This window comes from Sphingobacterium sp. HSC-15S19, assembly GCF_050433745.1.
GTDB classification, from domain to species: domain Bacteria; phylum Bacteroidota; class Bacteroidia; order Sphingobacteriales; family Sphingobacteriaceae; genus Sphingobacterium; species Sphingobacterium siyangense.
In genome coordinates this window covers 171897-196908 of sequence record NZ_JBNPWQ010000006.1, presented here as the reverse complement: position 1 = coordinate 196908, position 25012 = coordinate 171897, and the positions used below count along the sequence as shown (strand labels likewise).

Here is a 25012-nt window from a genome sequence, read left to right as displayed (position 1 = left end):
ATTGTTCAATACCGTTTTTTATCGAAAGTTTACTGAAGAAGGATCACTTGGAGTCATTTAGCGCTAAAGAGCTGATCAATGAGTCAGCTTCTTTTTTTTCGATCTGTTTACTGTATGATGCGGTCAGCACTTTATAGCGGATATCCAACACTTTCTCCTGTAAATCATAATCTGTCGTCACTTCCAATACCTTGGTATATTGTCTTTTTTCGGCATCATATCCGAAAGAAAAAAGATCGAGTTCTTTTTTGATACTGCAGCCTTTAAATTAGATGTTTTTCCAGCGATGCCCTATATTGCCGCTCGGATTATACCAGATGATGCAGGAATCAAGGTTCCTTCTGCCCCAGCTAGCTGGAATGGGATGCAGCCCCAGCTTTTTGCGTTGCTCGTTGTAATTGACTCCATATTTTTCGGTAATACATGTTTTGCTGAAATACGACCGCATAGATGGGTAAATGGGCAAGAGTATCACAACGAATGATAATACAATAAATAGGTTCCGAAAAAGGGTTTTGTTCATAAATGGTCTTTTGATGTTGCTAGGCTCGTATATTTTGCACCCGCATTGTATCTGTATACAATGGGTTCCTGTTTTCATTTTAAATATATTAAAAAAATATGGAGTGATCGACCTGTTGTGCGGATTTTCAAAAAAATATAGGGCCTTCTTTTTGTTTTCCAAAAAAGTAAATAGGTGGGGCAAAAACATTCTGAAAAGGTTATTGTTGTAAAAATTAAGGCATAACCTCAGGTAATGAAAATACTTCTTCTAACGATCAGATCTTTTCTCTTTTTGTCCATATTGCTGTTGACAGCCTGTTCGACCTTGATCAACAATGTTCAGGTACATACGTTGACAACAAACTACTGTGCGCCAAATGTGGCCTATACATCAATTCCAATACAGGAAATCGCTGCCTCGGATAGTATCCAGATAAGGAAAATTTTTTCTTACCATGATTTTGTGCTGATCAAATACCTCAATCTTGCAGAACCCATTATCCAGTATTTGGGGACTGCGAATAGTGCTACACTGAAATTGGCGGCAAGGCAAAAGATGACTGAAAGGTACATGCTGTTTGAGACAGAACTGAATGCCATTGCAGCGGAGTTGGACTGTAACGGTGAGCGTATCGATAAGCTCGCAGGATATATAGACGAACTGAATGCGAAAACGCAGACCCGTTTGACGGTGGCTTCTATACTTCTGGGAGCGGTGACAGCGGTTACTGCAACAACGGTCAAAAATGATGGCCTCAACAATGGGTTGAGCATCGCTGGCGGGGTCGGTACCGCCGTATTGGGATTTATGACACTGAACCCAAAAGGCAAAAAGGTCAAGATGCAGCTGCAACGTAATATGCTTGAAAGTATTTGGTATCAAAATAATAAGGCGCAGATCTACCCAAGCTCAGTTTGGGGAATTTTATCCGAGAAAAAATTTAGCAACGCTGAAAACTCGTCACTGATAGAAACAATGCGGCAGCGTTGGCTGCAATATGGTTTGGACGATGAACCGGATAGTCCCCTGCAGCAGCTTTATTTTAAGAATGGTGGAACTTTTGCAGCCGAGGAACTACATGATCTAGCCAATATGCACAATGAATTGCAGGCGACCATACGTTCTATTCAGCAGGATATGCGAAGTTTAATACTGGCCATTCATACACTGGAATGAGGGTAAGGGTTCAATTGGTTAATATTGTACTATTTTCGGCCGTTAAGCAAATTCTTTTTATCTAGGAATACGATTATTCCGTTATTCGTTTATACGGGAATCTCTTCCTCAATAGTGACAGATTGTGATTTTTTAATATTTTTGATGCCTTTCCTATGGAGCCATTCGGTAAAATGATCCGGGTCGTCCGGTATAAAATGGATCACCTTACCATTTTTGAGGAGTAAGGAAAATATACCGCAATTAGCGATGAATTTGATGATTTCATCGGAATGGTGTTTCAATAGCGAAAAATATTCCATTAAGTTTGGTTTTTCTTTAAAAAATAGGTCGGATAAACTATCCAAAATATGCGTTAAATGGCCAATTCAATCGATTGCATAAGTCAATTCAAAGATGTGAAATATTTTTAATATTTCTTCAAAAGATTATAAATTAATGTTGCTTTTTTTTGTTAAACTGTTTTCGCTTGGCTACTTAATCACCGCATTTCTATAGATCTCTCAAAATGATATCTCCAGTAGGTTTCCTGTTTTGATCTCAAGATAGGTTCTGGATCGATATCCAAAAGTAATGGCAATGGTCTTCGATAACAGCTTTTAAACATTTTTACCCTTCTTTTAAATATTCGTTGCAAAGCGATTTTGTTGAAAGCAATAGCTTTGCTTTGTAACCAATTGGCGAAAAGCCAGTTCATTTTAAATAAATGATCCAGTAAATGCAATAGTGAATTTTTAAGGGATGCCACCTGTTAAAGCGAGCTTATTATGTGACCAGATAGCACATAGCGGTGAGCAGATACAGTTAGCATATAAGTAATAAATAACCAATTTGTATAAATAAATAACCAAGTACTCGCCTCAAGGGGCAAAAAGACATTTATCTCAAATAAAGATTATGAACAGAAATTATGTGTCTTCTTTCTTTTGTTTTCCCAAAGAAAGGAATAGGAAAGTGAAATGGTTGTTAATGGCTTCCATTTTAATGGGCATTGGACGACTGTCTGCTCAGGAAAAAGTGATTCATGGAAAGATCATCAGTGATCAAGGAAAACCAATTATTGGGGCATCGATCAAAGTGAAGGATAAAACCCTCAGTACTTCAACAAACGAGAAAGGCGAATTTGTACTCAAACTCAATCCGGGAGAAGTCCTTATTGTATCCAATGTGGGTTATAATCAGGCAGAATATGTAATCGGTAATTCTTCGGAAATCAGTATTCCACTTGTTGCCGCAGAAATTGCAGTGGACGAAGTTGTGGTGGTGGGCTATGGTAAACAGAAGAAGGTCGATCTGACCTCTTCCATCGCTGTTGTGGACACCAAAGATCTGGTGAAAGTACCTGGTGGTACAATTGCTACGCTTCAGAGCGCCGTGCCTGGAGTGCAGGTAACCAATGGCGCTATCCGTATCCGTGGCGTTGGATCCATTAACGGAACCGATCCGCTCTATGTCGTGGATGGGATGATCGGCGGAGCTATGCCGGATGAAAATAATATTGCCAGCATTCAGGTTTTGAAAGATGCCGCATCAAGTGCCATCTATGGTTCCCGTGGGGCCAATGGCGTTATTTTGGTCACCACAAAACGGGGTAAAGCCGGAGAGGTGAAGCTCGATTATAATGCCTTCGCCGGCATCAAAAATATTTCCCATAATATACCTCTGCTGAACGGACAGCAACTGGCCGAATTGATTAATGAGGAAATGTACAATAAGGATCCTTCGCGCAAAGATTATCTGGCCGCGCTGTCTAAACCCTCCGACATCGGGCACGGGTATAATATGATGGACGAATTGCTGCAGACGGGCAATTATCAACGGCATAATCTCTCGGTTTCCGGCGGATCTCAAAACGCCAATTTTCGGCTTAGCGGTATCTATGCGACAGACAAATCCATTATTATTCAAGATAAAAATAAGTATTATGGCGCCCAATTTATCTCTGATTTTACCAAAGGAAAACTCAAGATAGGCGAAACCCTTTCCTTAGGTTACACCCGCCGCAACTGGAGCGACAAAAATATCATCGATGCGCAAAAGTGGTCCTCGACATTACCGCTCTACGATGCCAACAGCAGCACTGGTTTTGCCGGAGCTGGCAATGGAACGGATGTTCAGAGTGCATTGGCAAATGCATACCTCAATAAAAACGTCAATGACAACTTTTCGGTAAACGGCAATGCCTGGGCTACTTATGAGATTATAAAAGGCCTGGTTTACAAATTTAATATGGGGATCGACCTTAGCCGGGTGCGGAATGAGGGGTATATAGGTAACTACTCTGTCGGACAATATCAGAACCATAATCCGGATGAACTCAATATTTCCAGCAGTCAGAATAACCGCTGGTTATTTGAAAACACGCTGACTTATGAAAATAACTTTGGTAAGCATGCGATTTCGGCTTTGGCGGGAATCACTTCAGAAGAATCCCGGTATAATGCTGTCAATGCTGGGGCCCGTGGTTTGCCGAGTCCGGATGTTTTGATCCTTAATTCGGCATCCCTGGCGAGTTCCCGTCTTGTGGGGTCAGGTGTGGGACAGTCTGCCATGTATTCCATGCTGGGACGTGTCAACTATAATTATGATAACCGCTACTTGTTGACATTTAATATGCGACGGGATGGATCGGCCAACTTTAGCAATCAATACCGCTATGGAAACTTTCCTTCGGTATCAGCGGGATGGCGGATCAGTCAGGAATCTTTCATGAAAGCATTTCCTGCGATCAGCGAATTGAAGCTCCGAGCTAGTTACGGGCTTTTGGGTAATTCGGATATTGCACAATATCAGTATCAACGGACAGTTAGTTTCGACCATGTCTGGTATTACCTGAACAATGTGATGGTCACGGGGGCCCTGCCACAGACTCCCTCGAATCCGAATGTAAAATGGGAAAGTCAGTATTCAACTGATCTTGGTCTCGATCTGGAGCTTTTTGATCATAAATTGGCTTTGACAGTTGATTACTATAATAAAAAGACCGAGGACATGCTGATCAATGTACCCATTTCGTTTACCGCAGGCTATGGTAACAACTTTCCCGTGCTGAATGCCGGTAGCATACGGAATCGGGGCTGGGATATCCTGGCTTCCTACAAAGATCAGGTCGGTAATTTTGGCTATCGTATCGGCGCCAATATTTCTTTTGTGAAAAACCGCGTGCTGAGTCTGGGCAACAATAATGAAATTTTATGGGGAAGTATCTCTCCTGGGGGTGAAAACGTCACAAGAACAGCAGTTGGTCGTTCGGTAGGGGAATTTTGGGGCTACACCACCAACGGTTTATATACCAGTCAGGCACAATTGGATGCCGATAAAGCTTTTGCACCCCACGCAGCATTGGGCGATGTACGCTTCAATGACCGAAATGGCGACAAGGTCTTAAATGATCAGGATAAGGATTTTTTGGGAAGCCCAATACCTGATTTTAGTTACGGCTTCAATGCTGATGTAAACTACAACAGTTCGATTGGCACATTTGATCTGTCGATGATGTGGCAGGGAAGTAAAGGAAACGACATCTACAACAATAGCCGCTATTGGGGCGAGGGAATGTACCATTACTACAATAATTTTGCATCGACTCTGGATCGTTATCGTGCGGAGGAGCTTGTCTTCAAAAATCCGGTATCTGGTGAAACTACGGTCTATCCAAAAAATACAGATACTACTATTCCACGCGCTGTACTCGGCGACCCGAATCAAAATTTAAGGGCATCCAACAGGTTTGTGGAGGATGGTTCTTATTTGCGGCTTAAAGTCCTCAACATTGGTTACAGTTTTTCAAGTCCTAGACTTGAACGTTGGAAGATCGACCGACTGCGGTTTTACATAGGCGCAAAAAACCTACTGACCTTTACCAAGTATTCAGGTTATGATCCTGAAGTGGGCTCGGGCGATACACGCTCCAATCTAAGCCGTGGTATCGATGGGCAAACGCCTTGGGGGTTGAGCTTTCCAAATTCAAGAGAGTATTTTATGGGTATTCAATTTACATTCTAATCCCTTATTGACATCATGAATAGAAAATATATAAAACTCGCAGCTGCTGCATTGCTGATACAGTTTTCAAGCTGCAAACCGAATCTGGATCTCTCCAACCCGCAGGAATTGTCGACAGACACCTATTATAAAACAGCAGATCAATTGGAAAATTCGGTCATACCGGCCTACCAAGCGTTAATCGGCCGCACACAGGGTGGATATGCGCGCAGTTTGTATTTCGAGCTTTTGGCTCCTGGGGATGATTACAATCATACCTTCAAATGGGAACCCATGTATCAGGATACCTACAATACCCCTGCGAGCGATGGGATGGCCGCCCAGACCTGGAGAGATTTTTGGAACGGGGTGTTTGCGGCTAATTTAGCCATCGATCGGATTCAGAAGTTTGAAGGCGAAATAGATCAAAATAGAAAGAATAGACTCTTGGGGGAAGCGTATTTTTTGAGAGCACTGAACTATTTGCACCTGAGCATGTTGTTTGGCGAAACCATTCCGCTGATCAATAAACCTGTCGAGACCAACGAAGATTATTATCCGGGCAACGCAGCGGCGGGTGCCGTGTATGCGCTGATCGTGGATGATTTTAAGAAAGCATCGGAATTGTTGCCAACGCGGGCAGCACTCTATGCCGACAGTAAAATGATCGGTCGGGCAACCAAAGGTGCAGCACAGGCTTACCTGGCCAAAACTTATTTGTATAAACCCATCCTCGCAAAAGGACAGGCAGCGGATTTTGCCAATGCTGAGATCCAGTTGAAAAGCGTGATTGATAGCAAGGAGTATCAATTGATGTCTTCCTATAGCGACAATTTTTTGGAGGCGAAAGAAAATAATCAAGAATCTGTGTTCGAGGTACAACTCTACAATGGGCCGGGCTGGCTAGGGGACGATATATCAAGTTCGTGGCGATGGCAGGAAATAGGCATGTTTGATGGTACCGGTGGGGCCTGGTGGAACCTGGCTCCGAATAAAATGGCGCATGATGAATTTGAAGAGGGGGACCCTAGAAAGTTTATGACGCTGTGGTGCGAAAACGGTGCAAAGTTTACACAACTGGACGGTAAGGTGAGCACCTATACAGACTGGATGAAAAACCTGGCAACCAATAAAGATCTCTATGGTACGAGAAAATATTGCCCCGATGTTCAGATTGCGGATTTCGACAATGGCAACAATGACCGGTAAAGATTCCAAAACAGGAAATCTCATCAATTCCGATATGAGCTTTGGTACAATTCATAATCAACGCAATTGTTATTTAAATCTTGATGCCATTTATAAATGAAAGCAATAAAAATAGTGAAAGAGGGACGTGTGGAAATCATGGATATTCCGCAACCGACTGTTAAGGATGGACATGTCCTCGTAAAGGTAGACTATGTTGGATTCTGCGGTTCAGATCTGAATACCTTTCGGGGGTTGAATCCATTGGTCAATTTGCCGGTCATACCAGGGCATGAAATTGGGGCAACGGTCGTGGAATTGGGGACTAATGTGACAACTGATCTTAAGGTTGGTACAAAAGTTACCGTAAATCCGTATTCCAACTGTGGTGTTTGTACCGCATGTAAGAATAATAGGCCCAACGCTTGCCGTTACAACGAGACTATGGGTGTACAGCGCGATGGCGCCATGACCGAATATCTTGTCTTACCTGTTGAAAAGATCATCGCTGGGGGACAGCTTTCATCCAAAGAATTGGCTCTTGTGGAACCTATGAGTGTGGGCTTCCACGCCGTTGACCGAGCATCGGTAACAGACAGCGATATTGTATTGGTATTTGGATGTGGTATGATCGGAGTGGGGGCGATCATTCGGTCAGCATTACGGGGAGCTACAGTCATTGCTGTCGATGTGAGTACTGAAAAGCTCGAACTAGCGAAAAAACTAGGTGCAAAGTATACGATTAATAGCGCTACGGAAGATCTGCTTGCGAGGTTGGATGTGTTGACTCAGTCCATGGGAGCTGATGTTGTTATAGAAGCCGTTGGCCGAAAGGAAACATACCTGGCGGCCATTGCTGCCGCTGCATATACAGGCAGAGTGCTGTATATCGGGTATGCAAAGGAAGCGATTCCTTTTGATACACAGTTTTTTGTCAAAAAGGAACTGGATATCAGCGGGTCGCGCAATGCCACGGCAAAGGATTTTGCTGCGGTAATGAATTACTTGAAAATGAAAACCTGCCCGATCGAAGAACTGATAACGGCTATTTATCGGGCGGAGGATGCACAATTGGCCTTGGAATCATGGTTGAATGATCCCGGACGTGTTTTTAGGCTACTGATCGCGTTTTGACCGAAGCGGCTTTGGTTTTGTGAAAGATCGAATTGAGGGGAGGGTAACTATAAAATATCTTGCTGTTAAATGAAGGATGATGAAACAATATTAAAGCAATATATGTACATTTAGGTGTTCATAGTACAATTTAAATACCTAAAGGAAAAAAATAAACTTCAATGGCAATGCGCAGGAAATTTTTAGCATGTTTCTTCATCATATTGTTTTCACGGGGGCTGTTTGGTAATCCCCAAGATTCTGTTCAGCAGGGATTTGTAGACAAGACGGAACGATTTTTTTAAGAATCGGCTAAAAGGAGTGTCCGGGATTTGGTAATGGACCGTGCAGCCATCCGCCAAAATCGGGTATTGGAGGATATTAAGTTATTGGCGAGCCAATCGCGTTCCTTTCTGCGCAAAGGTTTCGATTCGTTGAACGTGGACCAGGAGCTGAAGGAGCTGATCGTCTTACATGATATTGCAAAAGATGGTGTCTTTGAAAACAAGGGTTCTGCGCAATCATCGCGCAACCTTACAGTGACCTTCAACATCTTGAACGCACTTTCCATAGAGGTAAGGAGTTTAAAACGCGATATGGACCGTTATCAGGATAGGCTCACAAATTATCAGTTGGATCTCGACTCGTTGAGCAATGACCCCGCACTTTTTGTCATCTTTAAGGATTATGAGCTTTAAAAAAGCCTATCAGGCTGGATCACTGGATGATGCCAAAGTTTTGCTTAAGGATGCTGTAGGCAAAGCAAAAGAAGCTTCTGCTTACAGTATAATTCCAGATTGCAATTGTGCGAATGCCAAAAATTACGCACTTAATGCGGTAATCTTTGGAAATAAGGCGTTAAAAACAGCTGATTTGGACAATCTAAAAAAGTGGGCCAAGAAAGCGATGGATATGTCACTGGATGAGATGACAGCCATACCCAATTGCAAATAATTTTGAGCATATTCAATAAACTTTAGGCAGGCTTTGGAAATTTAGGAAATCTTTGCTGAGAGTGCAGCATCGCCGAAATGGATTTAAAAATAGCTAAGTTTATTTGGCGAATAAACAAAAATAAAATACTTAAAACTATTTTACTGAGCTATTGTTCATTAAACCAAAGGTATATAAGGTATACGTCTATTAGAGGATAGTTTTTTGTAAAGGCTAGGTCAATATTGATCTAGCCTTTTTTTTGAATGAGTTAAGAAAGAATCGAGGTAAGTGTAGTTTTTTTTAAGGTAAATTTTTTAATTAGCATGTGATTGTTTAGCTTTGGTATTCCATTAGTCATTATTGTTAATTTATTACCTAAAAATTGTGCAAAGCCAAACTATTATTACTCTACTTATTGTTGGAATAGTCATCAGTAAAACGCTGATAGGCGTACTGATCTACTTTTTAATCCGAAAAAATCGGTTGTTAAAGGTCGAGCAGCTCAAATTGACGACCGCAAACAGTATCCTCAGTGAACAGGCAATTCGTATTCACCATTATAATGAGGAATTAAAAATTGCCGAGAGTTTCAAGACTAAAGTTTTATCGATTGCCTCACATGATCTCAGAGCACCATTTGCATCGGTCGAAATTTTGTTGGCGATTGATGATATTTCTCTAGTTGATAAGGAGGAGCTTAAACTCATCTTTTTAAATCTAAAAGGACAGGTGGTCAGATCGCGTACGATGTTGGAAGAGGTCTTACTATGGACAGAGTCACAACTCCGGGATAAACTTGAAAATACCGAGAACTGTAATATTCGCGATCAAATTGATGCGGTATTGGGGATCTATACGCTAGAAATCCAACGTTTCAATATACAGATCATAAATTCGGTGAATCCGGATTTTTGCGCGGATACACATAAAGGAATTCTCGCTTTTGTGCTAAGAAATGTGATTAGCAACGCCATTAAATATGGACGAGTCGGCGGTAGCATTGTGTTGCAACTGATAGATGATCCGAGCGATCGGTGGGAACTCATCGTCAGCAACGAAGGGGAAGAACTTACGTCGGAAGTCCTCCATAATCTAAATTTTGTCAATAGCTGGGATCGTAAAAAATCTGAGAGCAAAAATGGTGCAGGGTTGGGGATCTCCCTCTGTAAGGATTTGATCAAAAGGATTGATGGAAAAATGCAGTTCGAGAATCAGCATGGTACAGGTGTTTCTGTTCGGATCTCGTTTCCGCGGAAGGCTTATCAGGCTGTCTCTTAATAACAATCTATCTATTGTAAAAGCCCGATATAGATCGGGCTTTTTTTGATGAAAATTTAAATGACAAACTTAGTTTTTCATGAAAGATCGGTTGGTATGAAAGATCCGAAAACCAATTATTTTGCGACTTTTCCAAACGAAACACACATCAAGGGTGTTGAACAAATTTTACTTTTTGATAGCCTCTAGCATAAAAAGTCCTTCAGTCTCGAAAGGGAGTTCAAGAATACGATTTTGTGCATCCATATCGACTTCAATAGAACCAAATCCAACTGCTTCCAATAGTTCGACGTCTTTAGCAGGACGTGGATGTGCACTGATGTCCAATGCCGATTTGATGGCATTGATCTGATCGATAGCGCCCGATGGGCATTCATCGTGCCTTTCGGTACTAAAGACCGTTTTCCCAAAATCGGCATCCAGGTTGATCAGTTTTCCGCCCGGCTTGAGTACACGTTCCATCTCGCGGTAGCATTTTTCAAGATCGGGGATGGTCCACGTCATCAACCTGGTGAAGACGAAGTCAAAGGTGTTGGCTTCAAATTGTAGTACTTGTGCATCCATGACCCGATAGTCTACGCGAAGTTCTAGTTCTTGGCTGACGAGTTTTGCATATTCAATCATCTGCGGGGAGAGGTCAACGGCAGTAACTTCAAAACCGGCAAGGGTCATAATGTTGGCGAAATATCCGGTAGCAGTACCAACCTCAAGTACTTTATTGCCCGCAGTTTGGCTACGGATGGACTTGAAAAACGCTAGCCAGCGTTCGGTCTCCGGCCGGGACCAAGCTTCATCCCTTTCCTTGCGCCAGGAGCTACTACGGTCATTCCAATATGCTGTTATTCTTTTAATCATCGTAATAATGTTAACGGGTACAAATTTATCCATTTTATCAGCAACAATTGCTGGAATTTATGTCATATCTCCGATCAGCTTATTTTGGATTTTTATTCTGCTTGCCTCAGCTGCGAACATAAATATCACCCAGCCGTTGCACCAACGTAGTAATAAATAATAAGCAATACCTGTTGAATATTACACGATGACGTGGGTGATTTTGCTCAGGAAAACAAATTTTTGCTGTTTTTTGATTGTTTCAGTTCATCAATCGTCCGGTTGTATCGATCATAAATGACTTTTTCAGGCTCAAAATTTGGATTAGGTTTCCAATATTCTTCGATCTGAACCGTATTTTCCCTTAAGGTGGTCTTTGAGCTCAGTAGTGTTCCTTTTCCATGGACTTCGTTTATGTCAACAGGGGTGATGGAGGAAAAATGTTTTTCTAGCATTTTCGGGATTTTTCGAAAATTGATGCAATTTTCGAAAATAACGACCTTTTTGCTTGTTTTTATCAAGGGTAAGAGAACTTTCGCTATCCATCCTGGCTTTTCTGACGCGATTTGAAATGCCGGTTGTGTCAGATAAAAGTTGAACTGCGCCTGGTCGTCGCTGTGGTAGTTGCTGTAGATAATGGTCTCGATAATTTCCCAGGAGATAAATTGGGTTGTTTTTAGCAAGGGGATTTGATAGTATAGGCCTTTATGATCGGATGTTACACTTTCCTGTTGGGCAATCTGTCGTGTTATGGTTTTTTCGGATACTCGAAATCCAACGGTCATACCGTACAGGATAATACCTGGAAATAGTATGAAAAGTCCGGAAACGACATAAGCTCCCACAACTTTGCTGTTATGAACCATCATCAATATGATTAAAGCTATTCCGATGCAGATAAACAGCCCAAGTAATAATTTAATGACTAAAAGAGGGTTAAACTTCATTTGCTCAAAGCGCGTGATTTTTAGCTAAATGTACTAAAACTTCTTGATGTTTTAGAAAACGTTTGAGCGTTTTGAAAAGAGGCAGTTCGTTGCTGGTATGTCAATAATTAGTATATTTGCTGCACTAGCGATACATGAAAGCGAAACAATTGATATGGATTCTACTGCCGCTGATGCTCCTGCAGAGCTTCTCGTCGGTATGGCTATGGACTGTTTTTGAATTTAACAGAGATTATATCGCTAAGAATGAGTGTATAAATCGATTCAACGAAAAGGCACTTTCCTGTAGAGGACAATGTATCTTGATGAAGAAAATGCGTGAACATGAGGATAAGGAACAAAAGAACCTGGAATCTCGTATAATCGACGTTGTATTTATCAATAATCAGCAATGTTTTAACCTTGATATCGCTTTTTTTGAAGAAGCGGCTGCGGAGACCTTACTTCCAGCATATCAGGCAAACTATAGCTATAGACCAATTTTCACTATTTTTCACCCACCTTTGGTTTAAGTCATTTTGCTTTTCGTACGGGCTGTCGGCATGTTGACTGATGGCAGGTACTGTCTATTTTCAAAAGATTTAAATCAATACATATGAATTTATATTCCCGTGTCGGGACTGTCGGGGGCGTAATCTTACTGCTACTCGCGTTTTCAGTTACTTTTTCAACTTCATCCTGTACTGCCGACCATTCAAAAAAGAACGGTAAGAATGCTACGGATTTTATCCTGCCTGAGGAGTCCGATCTGGTCTTTATAGCGGATACTGTTTGGGATGTTACCAATTATACCGTATATGCGGATGCCAAACTCAACAATAAATATCATACCATTTATCTGCGTTTAAGAGATACCTCGGGAATTCCGATCAATGACAAATCCCTTGATTTTTATCCAGAAATGAGTATGGGACGTATGAAGCATGGTGGCCCCTTTGAGCATCCCGTCGCGCTCGGCGACGGCTGGTATAGAGGCCCAATGGTTTTTATTATGGCAGATATCCCGCAGATGGGAAAGGGTTGGCAATTACATACGATACGTAGTCACAATCGCATAAAAGATACACTTGCCATCAAGATTCCGGTTACTGCAGTAGCAACCATGCGAACAATGAGCTCAGGAACCAGAGATGATAGTCGCGTATTTATTTCCTGCCTATTGCCTGATAGCGTAAAGCAGGGAAAGCACCCGATCCGATTTTTAATGAATAAAATGGATGGTCATCATTTTCCGGTATTAGATCATTATGTCATTAAACTAAAGACCAATAGGTCTACTACGGAAACGGGGGCTTCGGAAAATTTTGCTGCTGAAAGTACAGGTAATGGTTACTATGAAGGCACTGTTAATTTTTCTATGCCTGGTCGTTGGGAAGTCATTGTCGAACTATGGAAAGAGGGCAAAAAATCAAATCAGGATGATATAAAATATCTAGTGCAGGTCATTTAATACAAACAGAATTTATTTTACCAATATACTTAAACAATAAAAGTGAAAAAGAGAATCAACGTAATTCTAGGCTGTTTCGGTTTTGTAGCTATACTGGCGTGTAGCGGAAATGAGGGTACAAAAGTCAAGAAAGAAGATCGTGCCGAGCAACCTTCCGTAGCTGAGCCTGCGGCCATGCTCGATTATAAAACAGCGGGATCCAAAGGTGTAGGAACCATTACGTCCTTTGAACACAAACCCTTTGATGCGCAGCTTGCAAATAGGGGTGTAGAACTATTTGTGTCGAAATGTGAATGTGCCATAGTTTTGACCGCACATTAGTAGGGCCATCATTGGATGCTGTCATCAAACGTCGTACCCCGGAGTGGATTATGAACATGATGTTAGATCCGGCAACCATGCTGGAGAAAGATGCCGACGCAAAAGTACTTAGCAAGGAATATGGTTCACCAATGATTAGTTTGGGCTTGAAGCAAGAAGAGGCACGTGCCATTTTAGAATATTTGCGTGAACGTAATAGCACAACAAAATAGATCGGATCAATGAAGTTTCAGCGCTGTAGATGGTGGTTTTGTATGACAATGGCTTGGGCAATATGTGTGCAGGCAACCAATCTATTGTGGGCATTTATTGAATTTGAGTGCAATCGCACGTATATCGAGCAAAATCTCTGCGTCAATCGTTTTGAACCGGCAGTGAGCTGCAAAGGTTTCTGTTTCCTCAGCGAAAAGACGGTTGAACAAAAGGATGTGAACAATGTGCTTGCCAAAATGAAGGGGGTGGAAATATTGGTCTTTGTGCAGTATGTGAAGGAAATCTTGCTGTGCTATCCAATAGTACCTGCTGTGAAGACTGTCTATCCGAAAGACTTTGTCTCTGATACCTTCGGAGGTATACTACCTAAAATTTTTAGACCGCCTATCATTTGATTATTCTACAAATATTTTTTTACAGAATAATCATAAAGAAATGGTAATACGAAAAGAGAAACTAGATTTTCTAAAATTAGAAGATATTGATTCCACTTCGAAGGGAATCGTTATTATGCCTATAGCAGCTTTTTTACAAGCTAAAGCAAATCAAAATACGCTCCATCTAAGATCTTTTTATACCCTTTTGTTTATCAAGAGTGGTGAACTGTCTATGGTAGCGGATCAGAGCGTACAGATTATAGCTGCCCATGATATAATCAGCATAAATTCAAATTGTGTGTGTAGTTTTCAGGCAGGTTCGTCTGTAGAAGGATACAGTGTCTTATTTACAGAATCTTTTTTCATGGAAAGGCAGAACACTGCCGTAAGAAACTTCTTTCATTTTTTAAGGAGTAGATGTAAGCACGCTTTTGTGCTCTCGAAAGAAGATATGATCAGTTGTCTACATATAGTAAGTTTGATGGAAACTGCTTATAATTCAGTTAAATTGAGTGCTCACGGTGTATTGAGCCGCTACTTAACCATGTTGCTCCAGATTTTGGGACGGCAAATCGTGGTCGATCATGTAGTTGTAAAGCAGGAGGATGATGACGATAAAATCCGAAGTTTCGAATCTTTGGTTGATAGTCATTATGCGCAGCAGCGTTATCCGTCATTTTATGCAGCGCAATTGAATATATCGATCAACTATCTTAATCGGATTTGTCGAAAAAAAAGATCGACGAGCTGCGGTACTATTATCCGTGGACGCATACTATTGGAGGCCGAGCGATTGCTTTATCATACTTTTAAAACGGTAAAAGAAATTGCCTTTGAACTTGGTTTTGAAAATGTACCATATTTCAGTACATTTTTTAAAGCAAATAAAGGAATGAGTCCTGAGGAGTTTAGGAAAAATTGTTGATGTAAATATCACTAAAAGCCTTTTTCATGTAGTTGAAAAAGGCTTTATGTTTATTTTTTCTTTTCTGATTTTTTCTTACCATCAACAGGTAAATCCAATATAGCCATTAATAATAGATAATAACCTTTTTCCAATCCTATTTTTTGTGCTTTTTGGTGTATAGTGTCCATATCTTTAGTCAATTATTGTTTAAATTCTATTTTGCTATTTGGGTAAACAGAATCAAATGCTGTACCCAAAAGCTTCCCTTGGCCAGTTAACCGTATTTTTAGGGTGTAAATAACGTAGCGCATTCACTTTGTGAAAAAAAAATACGGACTGCTCAAGTATTTAATGCAGTGAACGTATCGGACGTATCCGCAGTGAGATGTAAAAAGTACATGAACGTCATTGCTGTAAAACATTTTCAAGGCCAGTATTGTCATACTTCCAATTAATAATTAAAACAGGTATTTATGAAAAAGATAATTCCATTTGCGCTCATGTCGAGTTTATTGGTGCTCGTGTCGAGCTGTGCAGCAATTGAAGGTATATTTAAAGCTGGTGTATGGTCGGGCATCTTATTGGTTGTTGTCGTAGTCGCTATTGTCATTTGGTTGGTGAGCAAGCTGTTTGGCGGATCAAAATAATGATATGAAATAGGATTTTCACTAATTAGGGACTTATTGTTTTTCGACGAGATATTTCCAGTAACGTTTGGGAACATGTCTTAAGTGAAGCTTCAGGTTTTTGCGTGATTCAATAGAGGTATTCTTAAAATAAGTCTTCCAGAGATGCTGATAATCTTTTTCTTGAGGATCGAGATCCACTTCTAGCTGATATGGATCTTGAACCTCATGTGTATTGTTGTTGGATACCTCCAAGATATTTTTGCGATCATAATGGAAGCCATAGTTTCGCCGTATATCATAAATTAACCAGCACTGGTCGGCAAATCGGTTTTTAAAGAAGTCTACAACCAGGGGAATCACATTGAAATCGGGTTCAACGATGGCTGTGTAGAGATTATCGTTAGACTTGACAAATCGGATAAAAGCCTTCATGCGGTGTCGTTCGCGGCTGATCTTTTTGATCGTCTGATGGATACGGAGTACAGGTGGGTATCCATAATTGCGTATATCCAATTTTCCCCTTCGAAAAAGTTCGATGATCAACCGAAATCCATTGAGCCATTCAGATTGATTATCGGACAAAAAGTTATGATAAAAAATTTTTGTTTCTTGTGCTCCGAGTATCTTTTCCATTCCCACTAAAATGCGCATGGCTTTTTTTACATCAGTATGAACCTGTCGCTTCTCCGAAAAAATATTAATTTCCATAGACTTTTCTGTTGTGGGAATGCTATCAAATTCTTTCCGTTCAAAGGCTTCAAATACACAACAGAGGTATCCGGAATAACTTCCGTCAAAAATATAGTCCATTAGAAAAGTGTTAGCTGTGTATTGGAAGCCGTGACCAGTGTACGCGGGTTACTTTCAAGAATAGATTTTCTGATTTTTTCGGGATAATGGAAGCCTCCTGCTATGCATGTATCTTGGCAAACCATAAAATATTTGGCGCGATTATAGGCAATTCCTATTTTTCGAAGTTGATATTCCTTTAATTTTCCATATTTGCGCGACTGTACAATTTTGTTTGCGGATTGCCTGCCAATACCGGGGATTCGGATAATCCACTCATACGTAGCGCTGTTGATGTCGATGGGAAAGAATTGTGGGTTGCGTAGCGCCCAAGCAAGCTTAGGGTCTATTTCTAGATCGAGATGTTGATGCGTGCTGTTGAGTATTTCATGAAGCGAAAAACCATAAAACCGAAGTAGCCAATCCGTCTGATAAAGTCTGTTTTCACGTACAAGAGGTGGTGATGTCCCAATTTGGGGAAGGTTGGAATCGGTCGCGTTGATGGGAATATAACCCGAATAATAAACCCGTTTGAGATCGTAATCTTTATAGAATGTATTGGCGGCCTGCATAATCTGTAGGTCGCTCTCTGGAGTTGCTCCAATAACCAGCTGTGTACTTTGGCCTGCTGGTACAAACAAGGGTGTTTTCTTCTCTTTTTTTCGATCCTGCCGAAGGTTGAGGATTTCATTTTTAATAATCGCTAGAGGCTCGCGAACGGATTGATGATCCTTTTCGGGAGCAACTAGCTTGAGTCCCTCCTCAGTGGGAATTTCGAGGTTCACACTCATCCGGTCAACATATAGACCTGCTTCTTTTAATAACGATTCACTCGCACCCGGAATGGCCTTGAGATGGATATAACCATTAAACCGTTCTTCCGTCCGAAGTTTCTTGACGACCAACATTAAGCGTTCCATGGTATAGTCGGCAGATTTGAAAATACCCGAACTTAAAAAAAGACCCTCAATATAATTACGACGGTAGAAGTTCATGGTCAATTCGACAATTTCCTTTACCGAAAATGCTGCCCGTTGTACGTCATTGCTTCGTCGGCTCACACAAAATGAACAGTCGTAGATGCAATAATTGGTCATTAAAATTTTTAGCAGGGAGACGCAGCGACCATCTTCGGTGTAGGTATGACAAATGCCACTAGTCGATGAATCACCTATACCACCACTATTTTTTCGTTTACTTCCGCTTGAACTGCAACTTACGTCATATTTAGCGGCATCAGCTAATATTTGCAATTTATCATCAAAACCAAACATGATTTATTCTCTAATATTTTGATGTAAAATTACTAATATTATTAGCATTAAGAGTGCGTAAAATTACTTGATTTGCCTTTTTTTATTCGTACTTTTCCCCTTTCACTACCCAAGATAGCCTGAATTTGCTGAAAAAATAAACGATTTTCTACAGGATACTGTTCCTTAATAAACGACATATTATGGCAGAGAATAATTTAAATAACAAAGAAGCTTTAGATAAGCTTAAAGCAATTGTAGATCAAATCGATGTGGGAACAGTCTGTTCATTCCCAGCTGAATCGGAGTACCCGCATGGGGTTCCAATGAGTAGACAAGAAGTAGACGAAGATGGAGATATTTGGTTTATTTGTTCTGCTGAGAGTGATACCTTTAAGAATATTGCACAGAACCCAAAAGCTTCCTTATTTTATGCGGACCCAAAACACTACACCTTTCTAAGTATAAATGGTAAAGCGAGTCTTTCGCGAGATCAGGAAAGGATAGATCGTTACTGGAACAAAATGATGGAAGGATGGTTTGAGAAAGGTAAGGAGGATCCCAATATCCGATTGTTGCGTGTTACGCCTAAAGATGCTCATTATTGGGATTCAGACTCCAATATGATTGTCAACCTGTTTAAGATGCTAAAAGTTAGACTAACAGGTGAAACGGAAGATATAGGTAAAGAAGGAGATCTGAATATTTAAGTTTCTTAACTGAAGAATTTACAGCAAATACAAGCTCCTCAGCGTTAAAATGAGGAGCTTTTTATCGTAATCAATAAACTGCTTACAGTCTTTACGCGTTTCCTTTAATTACACGCAGAAGCACTGCAATGATAGCGATAACCAAAAGAATATGAATTAGCCCTCCGCCAACAAATCCGCCAAAAAAACTGATTGCCCATATCAGGACCAAAATAATAGCGATAGTATATAATAGATTTCCCATAGTAATGATTATATGTGTTTATTGAATAACAATATTTATCCAGCGATGGTTTACTATTTTTTTTCTTTTTTCCACTTACGGATTCTCCCGACGGCATTTTGATAAGGCGAAGCGGTGTTAAATTGAATCATTCTGCCTAAGGTCCATTTTTCATACCAATTTACACCATAAAGCTGCATGTTTGTCTTTTGCTCAAGGAGTTCCATAATTGTTAAAACAGTTTGATCTAGTTTTGCGCACAAAGTCGTAAAATCGAGGTCGGCATAATCCTGGTAAAATTTTTGAGCAAGTTTGCCTAGCTCATTCCATTTAAAACCAGTCTCCGGAAAATCAACCTCTTTGTCATCTTCACTTTTTTTATTCCATTTGAGAACCAGCTCACCCCAGCCAATTAAATAGGAAATTAGGTTATTTATACTCATTACTGTTCCTTTAGCATGACCCTGGAGTATAAGAAGATTAGTTTGACCGATTGGAATATCGGAAAGTTCACAGACAAGCTTGCTGTAATTTGTACGTATAGCTTGAAGGAGTTCGTCTTTTGTGGTTGGTATAGCCATGGCATAAATGTGAATCATGCATAAGATACAGATTATTATGTAAAATTGAATCGCTCGGGATGGAGTTGTAGAGCAGAACGCGTTCAGAAGCTCGCAATAGACAATGTTTGACAATGCCCTTTGTTTTAGTCTGATAGCTTTTTTGAATATATTACTGGAATTGAAAAAACTAAGCCTTTAAAAGTGTAAAAAATATGGTTTAAGTAGTTTTTTTTGATAAAATTTATTGTTTTATTGTGATCATGTTGTGTTTTATTCTGTTTATAGCGAATATTGTTGTAAGCATTTAAGTGGTGTTTTTCAAGGAAAAAATACTGTATGAAATGTGCTGCCGATGAAATAATAAACTGAAAAATTGATACAAACATGAAAAAGATTTTATTGTTAGTGACTGTGGTTATGTTCGCCGTTACGGGCGCATTCGCTCAGATTCATAAACCTGTAAAATGGACTGTAGCCAGCAAAAAATTGAACAACAAGGAAGCTATGGTTTACGTGAAGGCTACCATTCAAGATGGTTGGCACATTTACTCTCAAAATGTAAAAGACGGAGGACCAATTCCAACATCCTTCAATTTTGGTAAAGCCGCAGATTATGCGTTAGTAGGTAAGACTGCTGAACCAAAACCAAAGATTAAACACGAAGAGGTTTTCAAAATGGATGTGGGATACTTCACAAATGAAGTGATCTTTCAGCAAAAGGTTTCGCTCAACAAAGGAACTGCAACAGTAAAAGGGACAGTGGAATGGCAAGCTTGTGACGCATCACAATGTCTTCCTCCAGATGAATATGCTTTTGCTGTAACGATCAAATAATGTCATAAATAACAGCAATTAACCATCTAAAGCGATTTGGTGCTTGGGATAATTGATAGAAAAAGGAAAAATTAAGAATAAAGGCTAGGTGTGATTACCTGGCCTTTTTGTTTAAAGGGCCTTTTGGTATAAAAAATAGACCCTTTGGTATAATATGTTAAATCTATTTTTTACGGAATTTTAGTTTTGCTTAAATGGATTACACAAATTTACTTCAGCAGGCAGACCTTTTTTTAGTGCAGAGTTATCGCGATAACCACAATCCACAGCTGTGTTTTCACACCATTGATAGGGTTCGTGATATTGTAGATGCAGTAACGACCATAAGTGAAAAATATATCCTGACGGCCGAAGATAAATTCGTCGTAAATTGTGCCGCTTATTTCCAGGATATTGGTTATCTATTTGAAGGGGTAAAAGGAACCCGGCAAAAGAGTATATCGTTAGCGCGTTGTTTTCTACAGGAGCATTTTGTTGTAGAGTCGGTAATAAAAAAAGTTGAAATGTGTATTCTCGCAACAAGGCCCTCGAAAAAACCGGAAAACCTGCTGGAAGAAATAGTTGTGGATGCAGTTTCTTTTCATTTAGGAAGTAAAAGTTTTGTTGATCTTAACCAAAGGATGTATCTGGAGGTAAATTATAGAAAGAATCAGGTGATTGATGAACGTATCTGGTGTGCACTGACCCTTGCCTTCTTGCGAACCCACACGTACTTTACGAAGGAAGCGCGCATATTGAAGGAAAGTATAAAGAAAAATAATATAGCCTATTTTGTGAAGTTGCAAATTACAGGAAAACAGTTATTGGTCTAATGTAATGGTGTGTTTTATGGTAAAAATGATAAAGATAGATCGATTAAAGTTGAAGCATTGTACACTAGTTTGTTTTTTGATCATGGGATTGTTCGGTTTCAAGACCGCATGTTACGGACAAATGGGATTTGGACTTCGGGGTGGTGGTAATATTTCGCGTGCAAGTGGGAATGCGTTTGGCGCCAATAGAATGGGATATCAATTGGGTGGAGATTTGATATTTGGGCTTAATAGCAAGATGGATATTCAAGTTGAACCTAGCTATAATTTAACCCGAATTCGTGTCAATGACAACACAGCCTCCCTTCCTGGAGGTTTGTCCAAAGGGACCCGTTCGCTGAAATATCTCAACACTCCGGTGTACCTTAAAGTTAATTTTACAAGAAAATTTTCCATCCTGGGCGGTCTAGACCTTAATATGTTGCTCAATGACGATGCTTATAAACTTAATGATGGAAAACCAGCGTTCAACAGTCGTACACGGATTGGTTACGCATTAGGGATAGACCTTGGCGCGCTGTATTTTAGATACCGACAGTTCAAAAAGAATAATAAAATCGTAGACAACTGGGATGCACATATTGACCAGTATCAACTGGGATTTAAAGTGCGTTTGTTTTAAGCGAATAGATCCACTGGTAGGTAACCTTTACAGACTTTCCTGTGCTGTAAGCTGAGCCGCTCTGATTTTGCTACATCAGGCGGCTTTAACTTTTTTATTGATTAACCATTTGTTGTGGAGATGTTTATTGCTGGATATCAAGGATATTTCAATATCTTGTGTAGACAAACCAATAGTTCCTTCCGCTAAATTCGGGACGGCAATAAATTATAAACGAATGGATAGAAGAAGTTTTTTTAAGAAAGCCAGTTTAGTTGGCCTGGGCGTATTGGTCAGCAAATTTCCTGTATGGTCAAATACCGTATTTGCCTGGGATAAACCTGTTCACAACATTCCAGAGGAAAAAGGTCTCAGCAGGCAATGGTTTGATTCGCTGTATGAAAAGGGTAAAAAAATTACTTATCGAAAAAGTAAAAATGAGCTTCGGTACATTGGAATGCCTGTGGGTGGTTTACATTCGGGTACGGTCTATATAGGAGGTGATGGTCGGCTATGGTTGTGGCAGATATTTAATACGGCTTACGATGGTGAGCGTGAGGGGATAGAGCCCAAAAATGTACAATGGAACAATGGAAAAGAATTGGTCACTGTGCGGCCGAGGGATGGATCTGCTTATATTGAGCCTGCTATAGCAGACAACCTGCGGACTATGGAACAGGGCTTTGCGATTTCGACCTTAGTCGATGGAAAGCAGGTTATCAAGGAGCTTAGGGAAAACCACTGGGATGAGGTTGCATTTGAAGCAACATATCCAACATGTCGAATAACCTATAGCAGTATCGATTTTCCATTGGATGTGGTGTTGGTCGCCTATTCGCCATTTATTCCTTTAGATCAGGACAATTCTTCGTTGCCACTTACCACAATACATATCGAATTGCAGAACAAGGGCGGCGCGCCAGTCGATGTAACGGTTACGGGCTGGATGGAAAATGGCGTACATAAAGGACGGAAAGATTTTGATACTGTAAACAAACGCTCTTTCCTAGCGGAACATGCCGATACTCAAGTGTTGCTTTTTAGTTGCGATCAGGTTCCTACTCAAGCCATGGAAGCTGGCGACCATGGATCAATGGCTTTTACCTGTATTGATATCGAAGCGCAACCCACGACGAGGTTACAGGAATGGCCTGTAAAACCGCAGGAGGTAAAGGCGGATAGGGTGGATTCGACCGTCGATTTTTCGGATTTGCAAGTAGGTGCCTTTACGGTAAAACGGACAATAAAAGCGAAGGCGACAAGCCAAATTTCTTATGCAATATCTTGGTATTTTAACAATCCACACCCTAAACTGAAACTTCACCTCAAGGATGCGCAATCGGGTTATTGGTATGGTGCCAGGTTTAATAATGCGGCCGAAGTAATCAATTATTATTTGAACAATCGTGAAAAACTCGAGAGCGAAACCATGGCATGGCAGCAAACCTGGAATGATACAACACTGCCTTACTGGTTTATGGATCGCACTTTTGTCAATATAGGCACACTGGCCACAGCAAACACCATGCGTTTTGCTTCGGGAAGATTTTGGGGCTGGGAAGGAGTAGGGGCATGTGCCGGTACCTGTACGCACGTTTGGCAATATGGGCAATCCATGGGCAGGATATTTCCGGATCTTGAACGTAATTTACGTGAAGTGACGGATTTAGGTGTTGGCTTTCAGTCTGATACCGGTGCCATCATCTTTCGTGCTGAATATGAAAAAAGACCAGCTATTGATGGGCAGGCTGGTGTTATTCTACGCTTCTATCGCGATCATCAGATGAGCAGCGATAGCGAATTCCTTAAGCGAAACTGGCCTAAACTTAAGAAGGCAGTTCAATTTGTTCTTGATCAGGATAAAAACAAGGATGGTATGACCGATACGCCAATGGAAAATACACTCGATGCGGTCTGGGAAGGTGAAATTGCCTGGATTGTCGGGTTATGTCTCGCAGCAATACAGGCTGCTGCATTGATGGCGAAGGAAGTAGGTGATAAAACCTTTCAAAAATTGTGTTTGGAATACGTTAGGAAGGGATCTGAAAATATGGATAGCAAACTCTTTAATGGAGAGTATTATATTCATCGTCCCGATATGCTGCAGGGGCGAAAGATGCTAGGCTCTTATAATACCTGTCATATTGACCAGGTGTATGGTCAGGCCTGGTGCAGACAAGTGGACATGCCGGGGGTCAATCGTCAGGAGAATGTTGTGTCTGCATTGAAAGCACTCTGGAAATATAACTTTACCATGGATGTTGGTCCCTATATAAAAACACATCTTGGCGGAAGGCCTTATGCCTTGGCTGGGGAGGGGGGCATGGTCATGAACACTAATCCAAAGAATGAAGACAAGGCTTATGGGGACAATACTACCTGGCAATTAGGTTATTTCCATGAATGCATGAGTGGCTTTGAACATCAGGTCGCGGCACATATGATGGCTGAAGGCATGGTTGACGAAAGTTTAACATTGACAAGGGTGATCCACGATCGCCATCATGCTGCCAAGAGAAATCCTTTTAATGAGATTGAATGCAGCGATCATTATGCACGTGCCATGGCAAGTTATGGAACCTTTATCAGCGCCTGCGGTTTTAGTTATCATGGGCCGAAAGGGCAGATTGGATTTGCCCCTAAGTTAGGAAAAGCAGATTTCAAGGCGCCTTTCACAACAGCAAAAGGATGGGGGACATATGCCCAGAAGCGAAAAACTAAAGGGGTATGTCAGTGTACACTGACCTTGAAATATGGTCAATTGACGCTCAATGAATTTCATCTAGGTGATGCGGATGACCTATCGCTCAATAAAAAACAACTCATTGTAAAGCAAAATGAAAGGTCGATTGAACTGGTTGAGCTGAAACGCACCGATGGGCGTCTGATCCTTAGTTTTAAAAAGCAAGTCATGCTAAAAAATGGAGATACACTAACAATACAATGGCTATGAAAAAATGGATAAATAATTTGCTTCTTTTCATGATGTTTGCTGTGATGGTCGCTTGTGAATCATCGCCACGTCATTTGGGTGATCCGCCGTTAAAACCAGACTGGAAGGATTTATTTTCGCAGCAATTACCTTTGTTAGGTCACCGCAATTGGATATTGATTGTTGATGATGCACGAAGAAGTATTTGCGAAAATGGATAAAGCAGCACAGCTTTTTGGTGTTGTCGTACTGAAGACCGAGTCAACTCTGCCTTACAGTTCCTTGTTTATCGAACTGGACTGCAAGTATTGGGATGCTGATCGTGAACGTATCTTGAGGCAACGTCTTGCTGATCAGGTGAAATGAAACTTATCTTAATCATTGATAAGTTTTTAATGGCATTTGGAAGACTTTTGGTTTAGTGCTTACAATAATAA

Annotated in this window: 30 protein-coding genes; 21 read left to right on the top strand and 9 right to left on the bottom strand. The window is 40.7% G+C overall.

Annotation, left to right across the window (positions count from 1 at the left end):
• Nucleotides 1-43: 43 nt before the first annotated feature.
• Nucleotides 44-187, bottom strand: a complete 144-nt coding sequence (locus L1283_RS06945; RefSeq protein ID WP_429625980.1) for a hypothetical protein — start codon at nucleotides 185-187, stop codon at nucleotides 44-46.
• Nucleotides 188-268: 81 nt separating this feature from the next.
• Nucleotides 269-523 (bottom strand): hypothetical protein, encoded by a 255-nt coding sequence (locus L1283_RS06940; RefSeq protein ID WP_429625979.1) that lies wholly within the window; start codon nucleotides 521-523, stop codon nucleotides 269-271.
• A 234-nt stretch (nucleotides 524-757) separates the two neighbouring features.
• Here L1283_RS06940 and L1283_RS06935 point away from each other — a divergent pair, with 234 nt between their 5' ends.
• Nucleotides 758-1681 carry a hypothetical protein gene (locus L1283_RS06935; protein ID WP_248932091.1) on the top strand — a complete coding sequence of 308 codons (924 nt, stop codon included), beginning with the start codon at nucleotides 758-760 and terminating at the stop codon, nucleotides 1679-1681.
• Between the two features lie 89 nt (nucleotides 1682-1770).
• On the opposite strand, the gene L1283_RS06930 is transcribed toward L1283_RS06935, so the two are convergent.
• On the bottom strand, nucleotides 1771-1983 hold the full coding sequence (locus L1283_RS06930; RefSeq protein ID WP_075993573.1) for a hypothetical protein: 213 nt from the start codon (nucleotides 1981-1983) through the stop codon (nucleotides 1771-1773).
• A 595-nt stretch (nucleotides 1984-2578) separates the two neighbouring features.
• Here L1283_RS06930 and L1283_RS06925 point away from each other — a divergent pair.
• The 6 genes from L1283_RS06925 to L1283_RS06900 all read left to right on the top strand — a co-directional run bounded on the left by L1283_RS06925 (nucleotide 2579) and on the right by L1283_RS06900 (nucleotide 10180).
• Complete coding sequence (locus L1283_RS06925; protein ID WP_429625978.1) at nucleotides 2579-5686, top strand: SusC/RagA family TonB-linked outer membrane protein; 3108 nt, start codon at nucleotides 2579-2581, stop codon at nucleotides 5684-5686.
• A 15-nt stretch (nucleotides 5687-5701) separates the two neighbouring features.
• Nucleotides 5702-6874: a RagB/SusD family nutrient uptake outer membrane protein gene (locus L1283_RS06920; protein WP_286848877.1), complete on the top strand. Its 1173-nt coding sequence runs from the start codon at nucleotides 5702-5704 to the stop codon at nucleotides 6872-6874.
• 96 nt (nucleotides 6875-6970) lie between these two features.
• Nucleotides 6971-7987 carry a zinc-binding alcohol dehydrogenase family protein gene (locus L1283_RS06915; protein WP_075993549.1) on the top strand — a complete coding sequence of 339 codons (1017 nt, stop codon included), beginning with the start codon at nucleotides 6971-6973 and terminating at the stop codon, nucleotides 7985-7987.
• Nucleotides 7988-8304: 317 nt separating this feature from the next.
• Nucleotides 8305-8664 carry a hypothetical protein gene (locus tag L1283_RS06910; protein WP_429625977.1) on the top strand — a complete coding sequence of 120 codons (360 nt, stop codon included), beginning with the start codon at nucleotides 8305-8307 and terminating at the stop codon, nucleotides 8662-8664.
• Entirely contained in the window at nucleotides 8654-8920 is a 267-nt protein-coding gene (locus L1283_RS06905; RefSeq protein ID WP_244294452.1) for a hypothetical protein, read from the top strand. The genes L1283_RS06910 and L1283_RS06905 overlap by 11 nt, the downstream gene beginning before the upstream one ends.
• A gap of 366 nt (nucleotides 8921-9286) precedes the next feature.
• Entirely contained in the window at nucleotides 9287-10180 is an 894-nt protein-coding gene (locus L1283_RS06900) for a sensor histidine kinase (protein ID WP_286734692.1), read from the top strand.
• Nucleotides 10181-10348: 168 nt separating this feature from the next.
• Here the strand turns inward: L1283_RS06900 and L1283_RS06895 are convergent, their stop codons facing one another.
• Both L1283_RS06895 and L1283_RS06890 read right to left on the bottom strand, forming a co-directional pair.
• Nucleotides 10349-11035 (bottom strand): class I SAM-dependent methyltransferase, encoded by a 687-nt coding sequence (locus L1283_RS06895; RefSeq protein ID WP_429625976.1) that lies wholly within the window; start codon nucleotides 11033-11035, stop codon nucleotides 10349-10351.
• A gap of 206 nt (nucleotides 11036-11241) precedes the next feature.
• Nucleotides 11242-11883, bottom strand: coding sequence for a hypothetical protein (locus tag L1283_RS06890; protein WP_429625975.1), 642 nt, complete (start codon nucleotides 11881-11883; stop codon nucleotides 11242-11244).
• 212 nt (nucleotides 11884-12095) lie between these two features.
• Here L1283_RS06890 and L1283_RS06885 point away from each other — a divergent pair, with 212 nt between their 5' ends.
• From L1283_RS06885 to L1283_RS06855, 7 genes are all read left to right on the top strand, one after another.
• The gene (locus L1283_RS06885) at nucleotides 12096-12473 is read left to right on the top strand and encodes a hypothetical protein (protein WP_145327904.1); all 378 of its coding nucleotides are present in this window, start codon (nucleotides 12096-12098) and stop codon (nucleotides 12471-12473) included.
• A gap of 83 nt (nucleotides 12474-12556) precedes the next feature.
• Nucleotides 12557-13411 (top strand): FixH family protein, encoded by an 855-nt coding sequence (locus L1283_RS06880; protein WP_429625974.1) that lies wholly within the window; start codon nucleotides 12557-12559, stop codon nucleotides 13409-13411.
• 42 nt (nucleotides 13412-13453) lie between these two features.
• Nucleotides 13454-13732: a hypothetical protein gene (locus L1283_RS06875; RefSeq protein WP_429625973.1), complete on the top strand. Its 279-nt coding sequence runs from the start codon at nucleotides 13454-13456 to the stop codon at nucleotides 13730-13732.
• Nucleotides 13705-13944, top strand: coding sequence for a hypothetical protein (locus L1283_RS06870; RefSeq protein WP_429625972.1), 240 nt, complete (start codon nucleotides 13705-13707; stop codon nucleotides 13942-13944). Before L1283_RS06875 ends, L1283_RS06870 begins: the two co-directional genes overlap by 28 nt.
• Nucleotides 13945-13992: 48 nt before the next feature.
• Complete coding sequence (locus L1283_RS06865; RefSeq protein ID WP_145327902.1) at nucleotides 13993-14340, top strand: hypothetical protein; 348 nt, start codon at nucleotides 13993-13995, stop codon at nucleotides 14338-14340.
• Between the two features lie 40 nt (nucleotides 14341-14380).
• Entirely contained in the window at nucleotides 14381-15247 is an 867-nt protein-coding gene (locus L1283_RS06860; protein ID WP_429625971.1) for a helix-turn-helix domain-containing protein, read from the top strand.
• Nucleotides 15248-15702: 455 nt separating this feature from the next.
• The gene (locus L1283_RS06855) at nucleotides 15703-15876 is read left to right on the top strand and encodes a hypothetical protein (RefSeq protein WP_167512259.1); all 174 of its coding nucleotides are present in this window, start codon (nucleotides 15703-15705) and stop codon (nucleotides 15874-15876) included.
• Between the two features lie 33 nt (nucleotides 15877-15909).
• On the opposite strand, the gene L1283_RS06850 is transcribed toward L1283_RS06855, so the two are convergent.
• Nucleotides 15910-16668: a TIGR03915 family putative DNA repair protein gene (locus tag L1283_RS06850; RefSeq protein WP_145327900.1), complete on the bottom strand. Its 759-nt coding sequence runs from the start codon at nucleotides 16666-16668 to the stop codon at nucleotides 15910-15912.
• Nucleotides 16668-17921 carry a putative DNA modification/repair radical SAM protein gene (locus tag L1283_RS06845; RefSeq protein ID WP_075993537.1) on the bottom strand — a complete coding sequence of 418 codons (1254 nt, stop codon included), beginning with the start codon at nucleotides 17919-17921 and terminating at the stop codon, nucleotides 16668-16670. Before L1283_RS06845 ends, L1283_RS06850 begins: the two co-directional genes overlap by 1 nt.
• 182 nt (nucleotides 17922-18103) lie before the next feature.
• Between L1283_RS06845 and L1283_RS06840 the strand changes: the two genes are divergently transcribed.
• Nucleotides 18104-18610, top strand: coding sequence for a pyridoxamine 5'-phosphate oxidase family protein (locus L1283_RS06840; protein ID WP_088162323.1), 507 nt, complete (start codon nucleotides 18104-18106; stop codon nucleotides 18608-18610).
• Between the two features lie 91 nt (nucleotides 18611-18701).
• Here L1283_RS06840 and L1283_RS06835 read toward each other — a convergent pair whose 3' ends face one another.
• The gene (locus tag L1283_RS06835; RefSeq protein WP_429625970.1) at nucleotides 18702-18854 is read right to left on the bottom strand and encodes a lmo0937 family membrane protein; all 153 of its coding nucleotides are present in this window, start codon (nucleotides 18852-18854) and stop codon (nucleotides 18702-18704) included.
• 53 nt (nucleotides 18855-18907) lie between these two features.
• The gene (locus L1283_RS06830) at nucleotides 18908-19432 is read right to left on the bottom strand and encodes a ClbS/DfsB family four-helix bundle protein (protein WP_333886028.1); all 525 of its coding nucleotides are present in this window, start codon (nucleotides 19430-19432) and stop codon (nucleotides 18908-18910) included.
• 348 nt (nucleotides 19433-19780) lie between these two features.
• Between L1283_RS06830 and L1283_RS06825 the strand changes: the two genes are divergently transcribed.
• The 6 genes from L1283_RS06825 to L1283_RS06800 all read left to right on the top strand — a co-directional run bounded on the left by L1283_RS06825 (nucleotide 19781) and on the right by L1283_RS06800 (nucleotide 24941).
• Nucleotides 19781-20230 carry a protein-disulfide reductase DsbD N-terminal domain-containing protein gene (locus tag L1283_RS06825; protein WP_120332457.1) on the top strand — a complete coding sequence of 150 codons (450 nt, stop codon included), beginning with the start codon at nucleotides 19781-19783 and terminating at the stop codon, nucleotides 20228-20230.
• Between the two features lie 194 nt (nucleotides 20231-20424).
• A complete protein-coding gene (locus tag L1283_RS06820; protein ID WP_120332458.1) occupies nucleotides 20425-21042 on the top strand; it encodes a hypothetical protein in 618 nt (205 codons plus the stop codon).
• Between the two features lie 25 nt (nucleotides 21043-21067).
• Nucleotides 21068-21664, top strand: coding sequence for an outer membrane beta-barrel protein (locus tag L1283_RS06815; RefSeq protein ID WP_208734205.1), 597 nt, complete (start codon nucleotides 21068-21070; stop codon nucleotides 21662-21664).
• A 217-nt stretch (nucleotides 21665-21881) separates the two neighbouring features.
• Complete coding sequence (locus L1283_RS06810; protein WP_429625969.1) at nucleotides 21882-24596, top strand: GH116 family glycosyl hydrolase; 2715 nt, start codon at nucleotides 21882-21884, stop codon at nucleotides 24594-24596.
• A complete protein-coding gene (locus L1283_RS06805; protein ID WP_429625968.1) occupies nucleotides 24593-24796 on the top strand; it encodes a hypothetical protein in 204 nt (67 codons plus the stop codon). The genes L1283_RS06810 and L1283_RS06805 overlap by 4 nt, the downstream gene beginning before the upstream one ends.
• On the top strand, nucleotides 24789-24941 hold the full coding sequence (locus L1283_RS06800; protein ID WP_429625967.1) for a hypothetical protein: 153 nt from the start codon (nucleotides 24789-24791) through the stop codon (nucleotides 24939-24941). Before L1283_RS06805 ends, L1283_RS06800 begins: the two co-directional genes overlap by 8 nt.
• The last annotated feature ends 71 nt before the right edge of the window (nucleotides 24942-25012 follow it).

Bases quoted from the DNA above. Each gene is read 5' to 3' on its own strand.
- L1283_RS06940 (WP_429625979.1), bottom strand. From the start codon at position 523: ATGAACAAAACCCTTTTTCGGAACCTATTTATTGTATTATCATTCGTT.
- L1283_RS06935 (WP_248932091.1), top strand. From the start codon at position 758: ATGAAAATACTTCTTCTAACGATCAGATCTTTTCTCTTTTTGTCCATA.
- L1283_RS06930 (WP_075993573.1), bottom strand. From the start codon at position 1,983: ATGGAATATTTTTCGCTATTGAAACACCATTCCGATGAAATCATCAAA.
- L1283_RS06925 (WP_429625978.1), top strand. From the start codon at position 2,579: ATGAACAGAAATTATGTGTCTTCTTTCTTTTGTTTTCCCAAAGAAAGG.
- L1283_RS06920 (WP_286848877.1), top strand. From the start codon at position 5,702: ATGAATAGAAAATATATAAAACTCGCAGCTGCTGCATTGCTGATACAG.
- L1283_RS06915 (WP_075993549.1), top strand. From the start codon at position 6,971: ATGAAAGCAATAAAAATAGTGAAAGAGGGACGTGTGGAAATCATGGAT.
- L1283_RS06910 (WP_429625977.1), top strand. From the start codon at position 8,305: ATGGACCGTGCAGCCATCCGCCAAAATCGGGTATTGGAGGATATTAAG.
- L1283_RS06905 (WP_244294452.1), top strand. From the start codon at position 8,654: ATGAGCTTTAAAAAAGCCTATCAGGCTGGATCACTGGATGATGCCAAA.
- L1283_RS06895 (WP_429625976.1), bottom strand. From the start codon at position 11,035: ATGATTAAAAGAATAACAGCATATTGGAATGACCGTAGTAGCTCCTGG.
- L1283_RS06890 (WP_429625975.1), bottom strand. From the start codon at position 11,883: ATGATGGTTCATAACAGCAAAGTTGTGGGAGCTTATGTCGTTTCCGGA.
- L1283_RS06885 (WP_145327904.1), top strand. From the start codon at position 12,096: ATGAAAGCGAAACAATTGATATGGATTCTACTGCCGCTGATGCTCCTG.
- L1283_RS06880 (WP_429625974.1), top strand. From the start codon at position 12,557: ATGAATTTATATTCCCGTGTCGGGACTGTCGGGGGCGTAATCTTACTG.
- L1283_RS06870 (WP_429625972.1), top strand. From the start codon at position 13,705: ATGTGCCATAGTTTTGACCGCACATTAGTAGGGCCATCATTGGATGCT.
- L1283_RS06865 (WP_145327902.1), top strand. From the start codon at position 13,993: ATGGCTTGGGCAATATGTGTGCAGGCAACCAATCTATTGTGGGCATTT.
- L1283_RS06860 (WP_429625971.1), top strand. From the start codon at position 14,381: ATGGTAATACGAAAAGAGAAACTAGATTTTCTAAAATTAGAAGATATT.
- L1283_RS06855 (WP_167512259.1), top strand. From the start codon at position 15,703: ATGAAAAAGATAATTCCATTTGCGCTCATGTCGAGTTTATTGGTGCTC.
- L1283_RS06850 (WP_145327900.1), bottom strand. From the start codon at position 16,668: ATGGACTATATTTTTGACGGAAGTTATTCCGGATACCTCTGTTGTGTA.
- L1283_RS06845 (WP_075993537.1), bottom strand. From the start codon at position 17,921: ATGTTTGGTTTTGATGATAAATTGCAAATATTAGCTGATGCCGCTAAA.
- L1283_RS06840 (WP_088162323.1), top strand. From the start codon at position 18,104: ATGGCAGAGAATAATTTAAATAACAAAGAAGCTTTAGATAAGCTTAAA.
- L1283_RS06835 (WP_429625970.1), bottom strand. From the start codon at position 18,854: ATGGGAAATCTATTATATACTATCGCTATTATTTTGGTCCTGATATGG.
- L1283_RS06830 (WP_333886028.1), bottom strand. From the start codon at position 19,432: ATGATTCACATTTATGCCATGGCTATACCAACCACAAAAGACGAACTC.
- L1283_RS06825 (WP_120332457.1), top strand. From the start codon at position 19,781: ATGAAAAAGATTTTATTGTTAGTGACTGTGGTTATGTTCGCCGTTACG.
- L1283_RS06820 (WP_120332458.1), top strand. From the start codon at position 20,425: ATGGATTACACAAATTTACTTCAGCAGGCAGACCTTTTTTTAGTGCAG.
- L1283_RS06815 (WP_208734205.1), top strand. From the start codon at position 21,068: ATGATAAAGATAGATCGATTAAAGTTGAAGCATTGTACACTAGTTTGT.
- L1283_RS06810 (WP_429625969.1), top strand. From the start codon at position 21,882: ATGGATAGAAGAAGTTTTTTTAAGAAAGCCAGTTTAGTTGGCCTGGGC.
- L1283_RS06805 (WP_429625968.1), top strand. From the start codon at position 24,593: ATGAAAAAATGGATAAATAATTTGCTTCTTTTCATGATGTTTGCTGTG.
- L1283_RS06800 (WP_429625967.1), top strand. From the start codon at position 24,789: ATGGATAAAGCAGCACAGCTTTTTGGTGTTGTCGTACTGAAGACCGAG.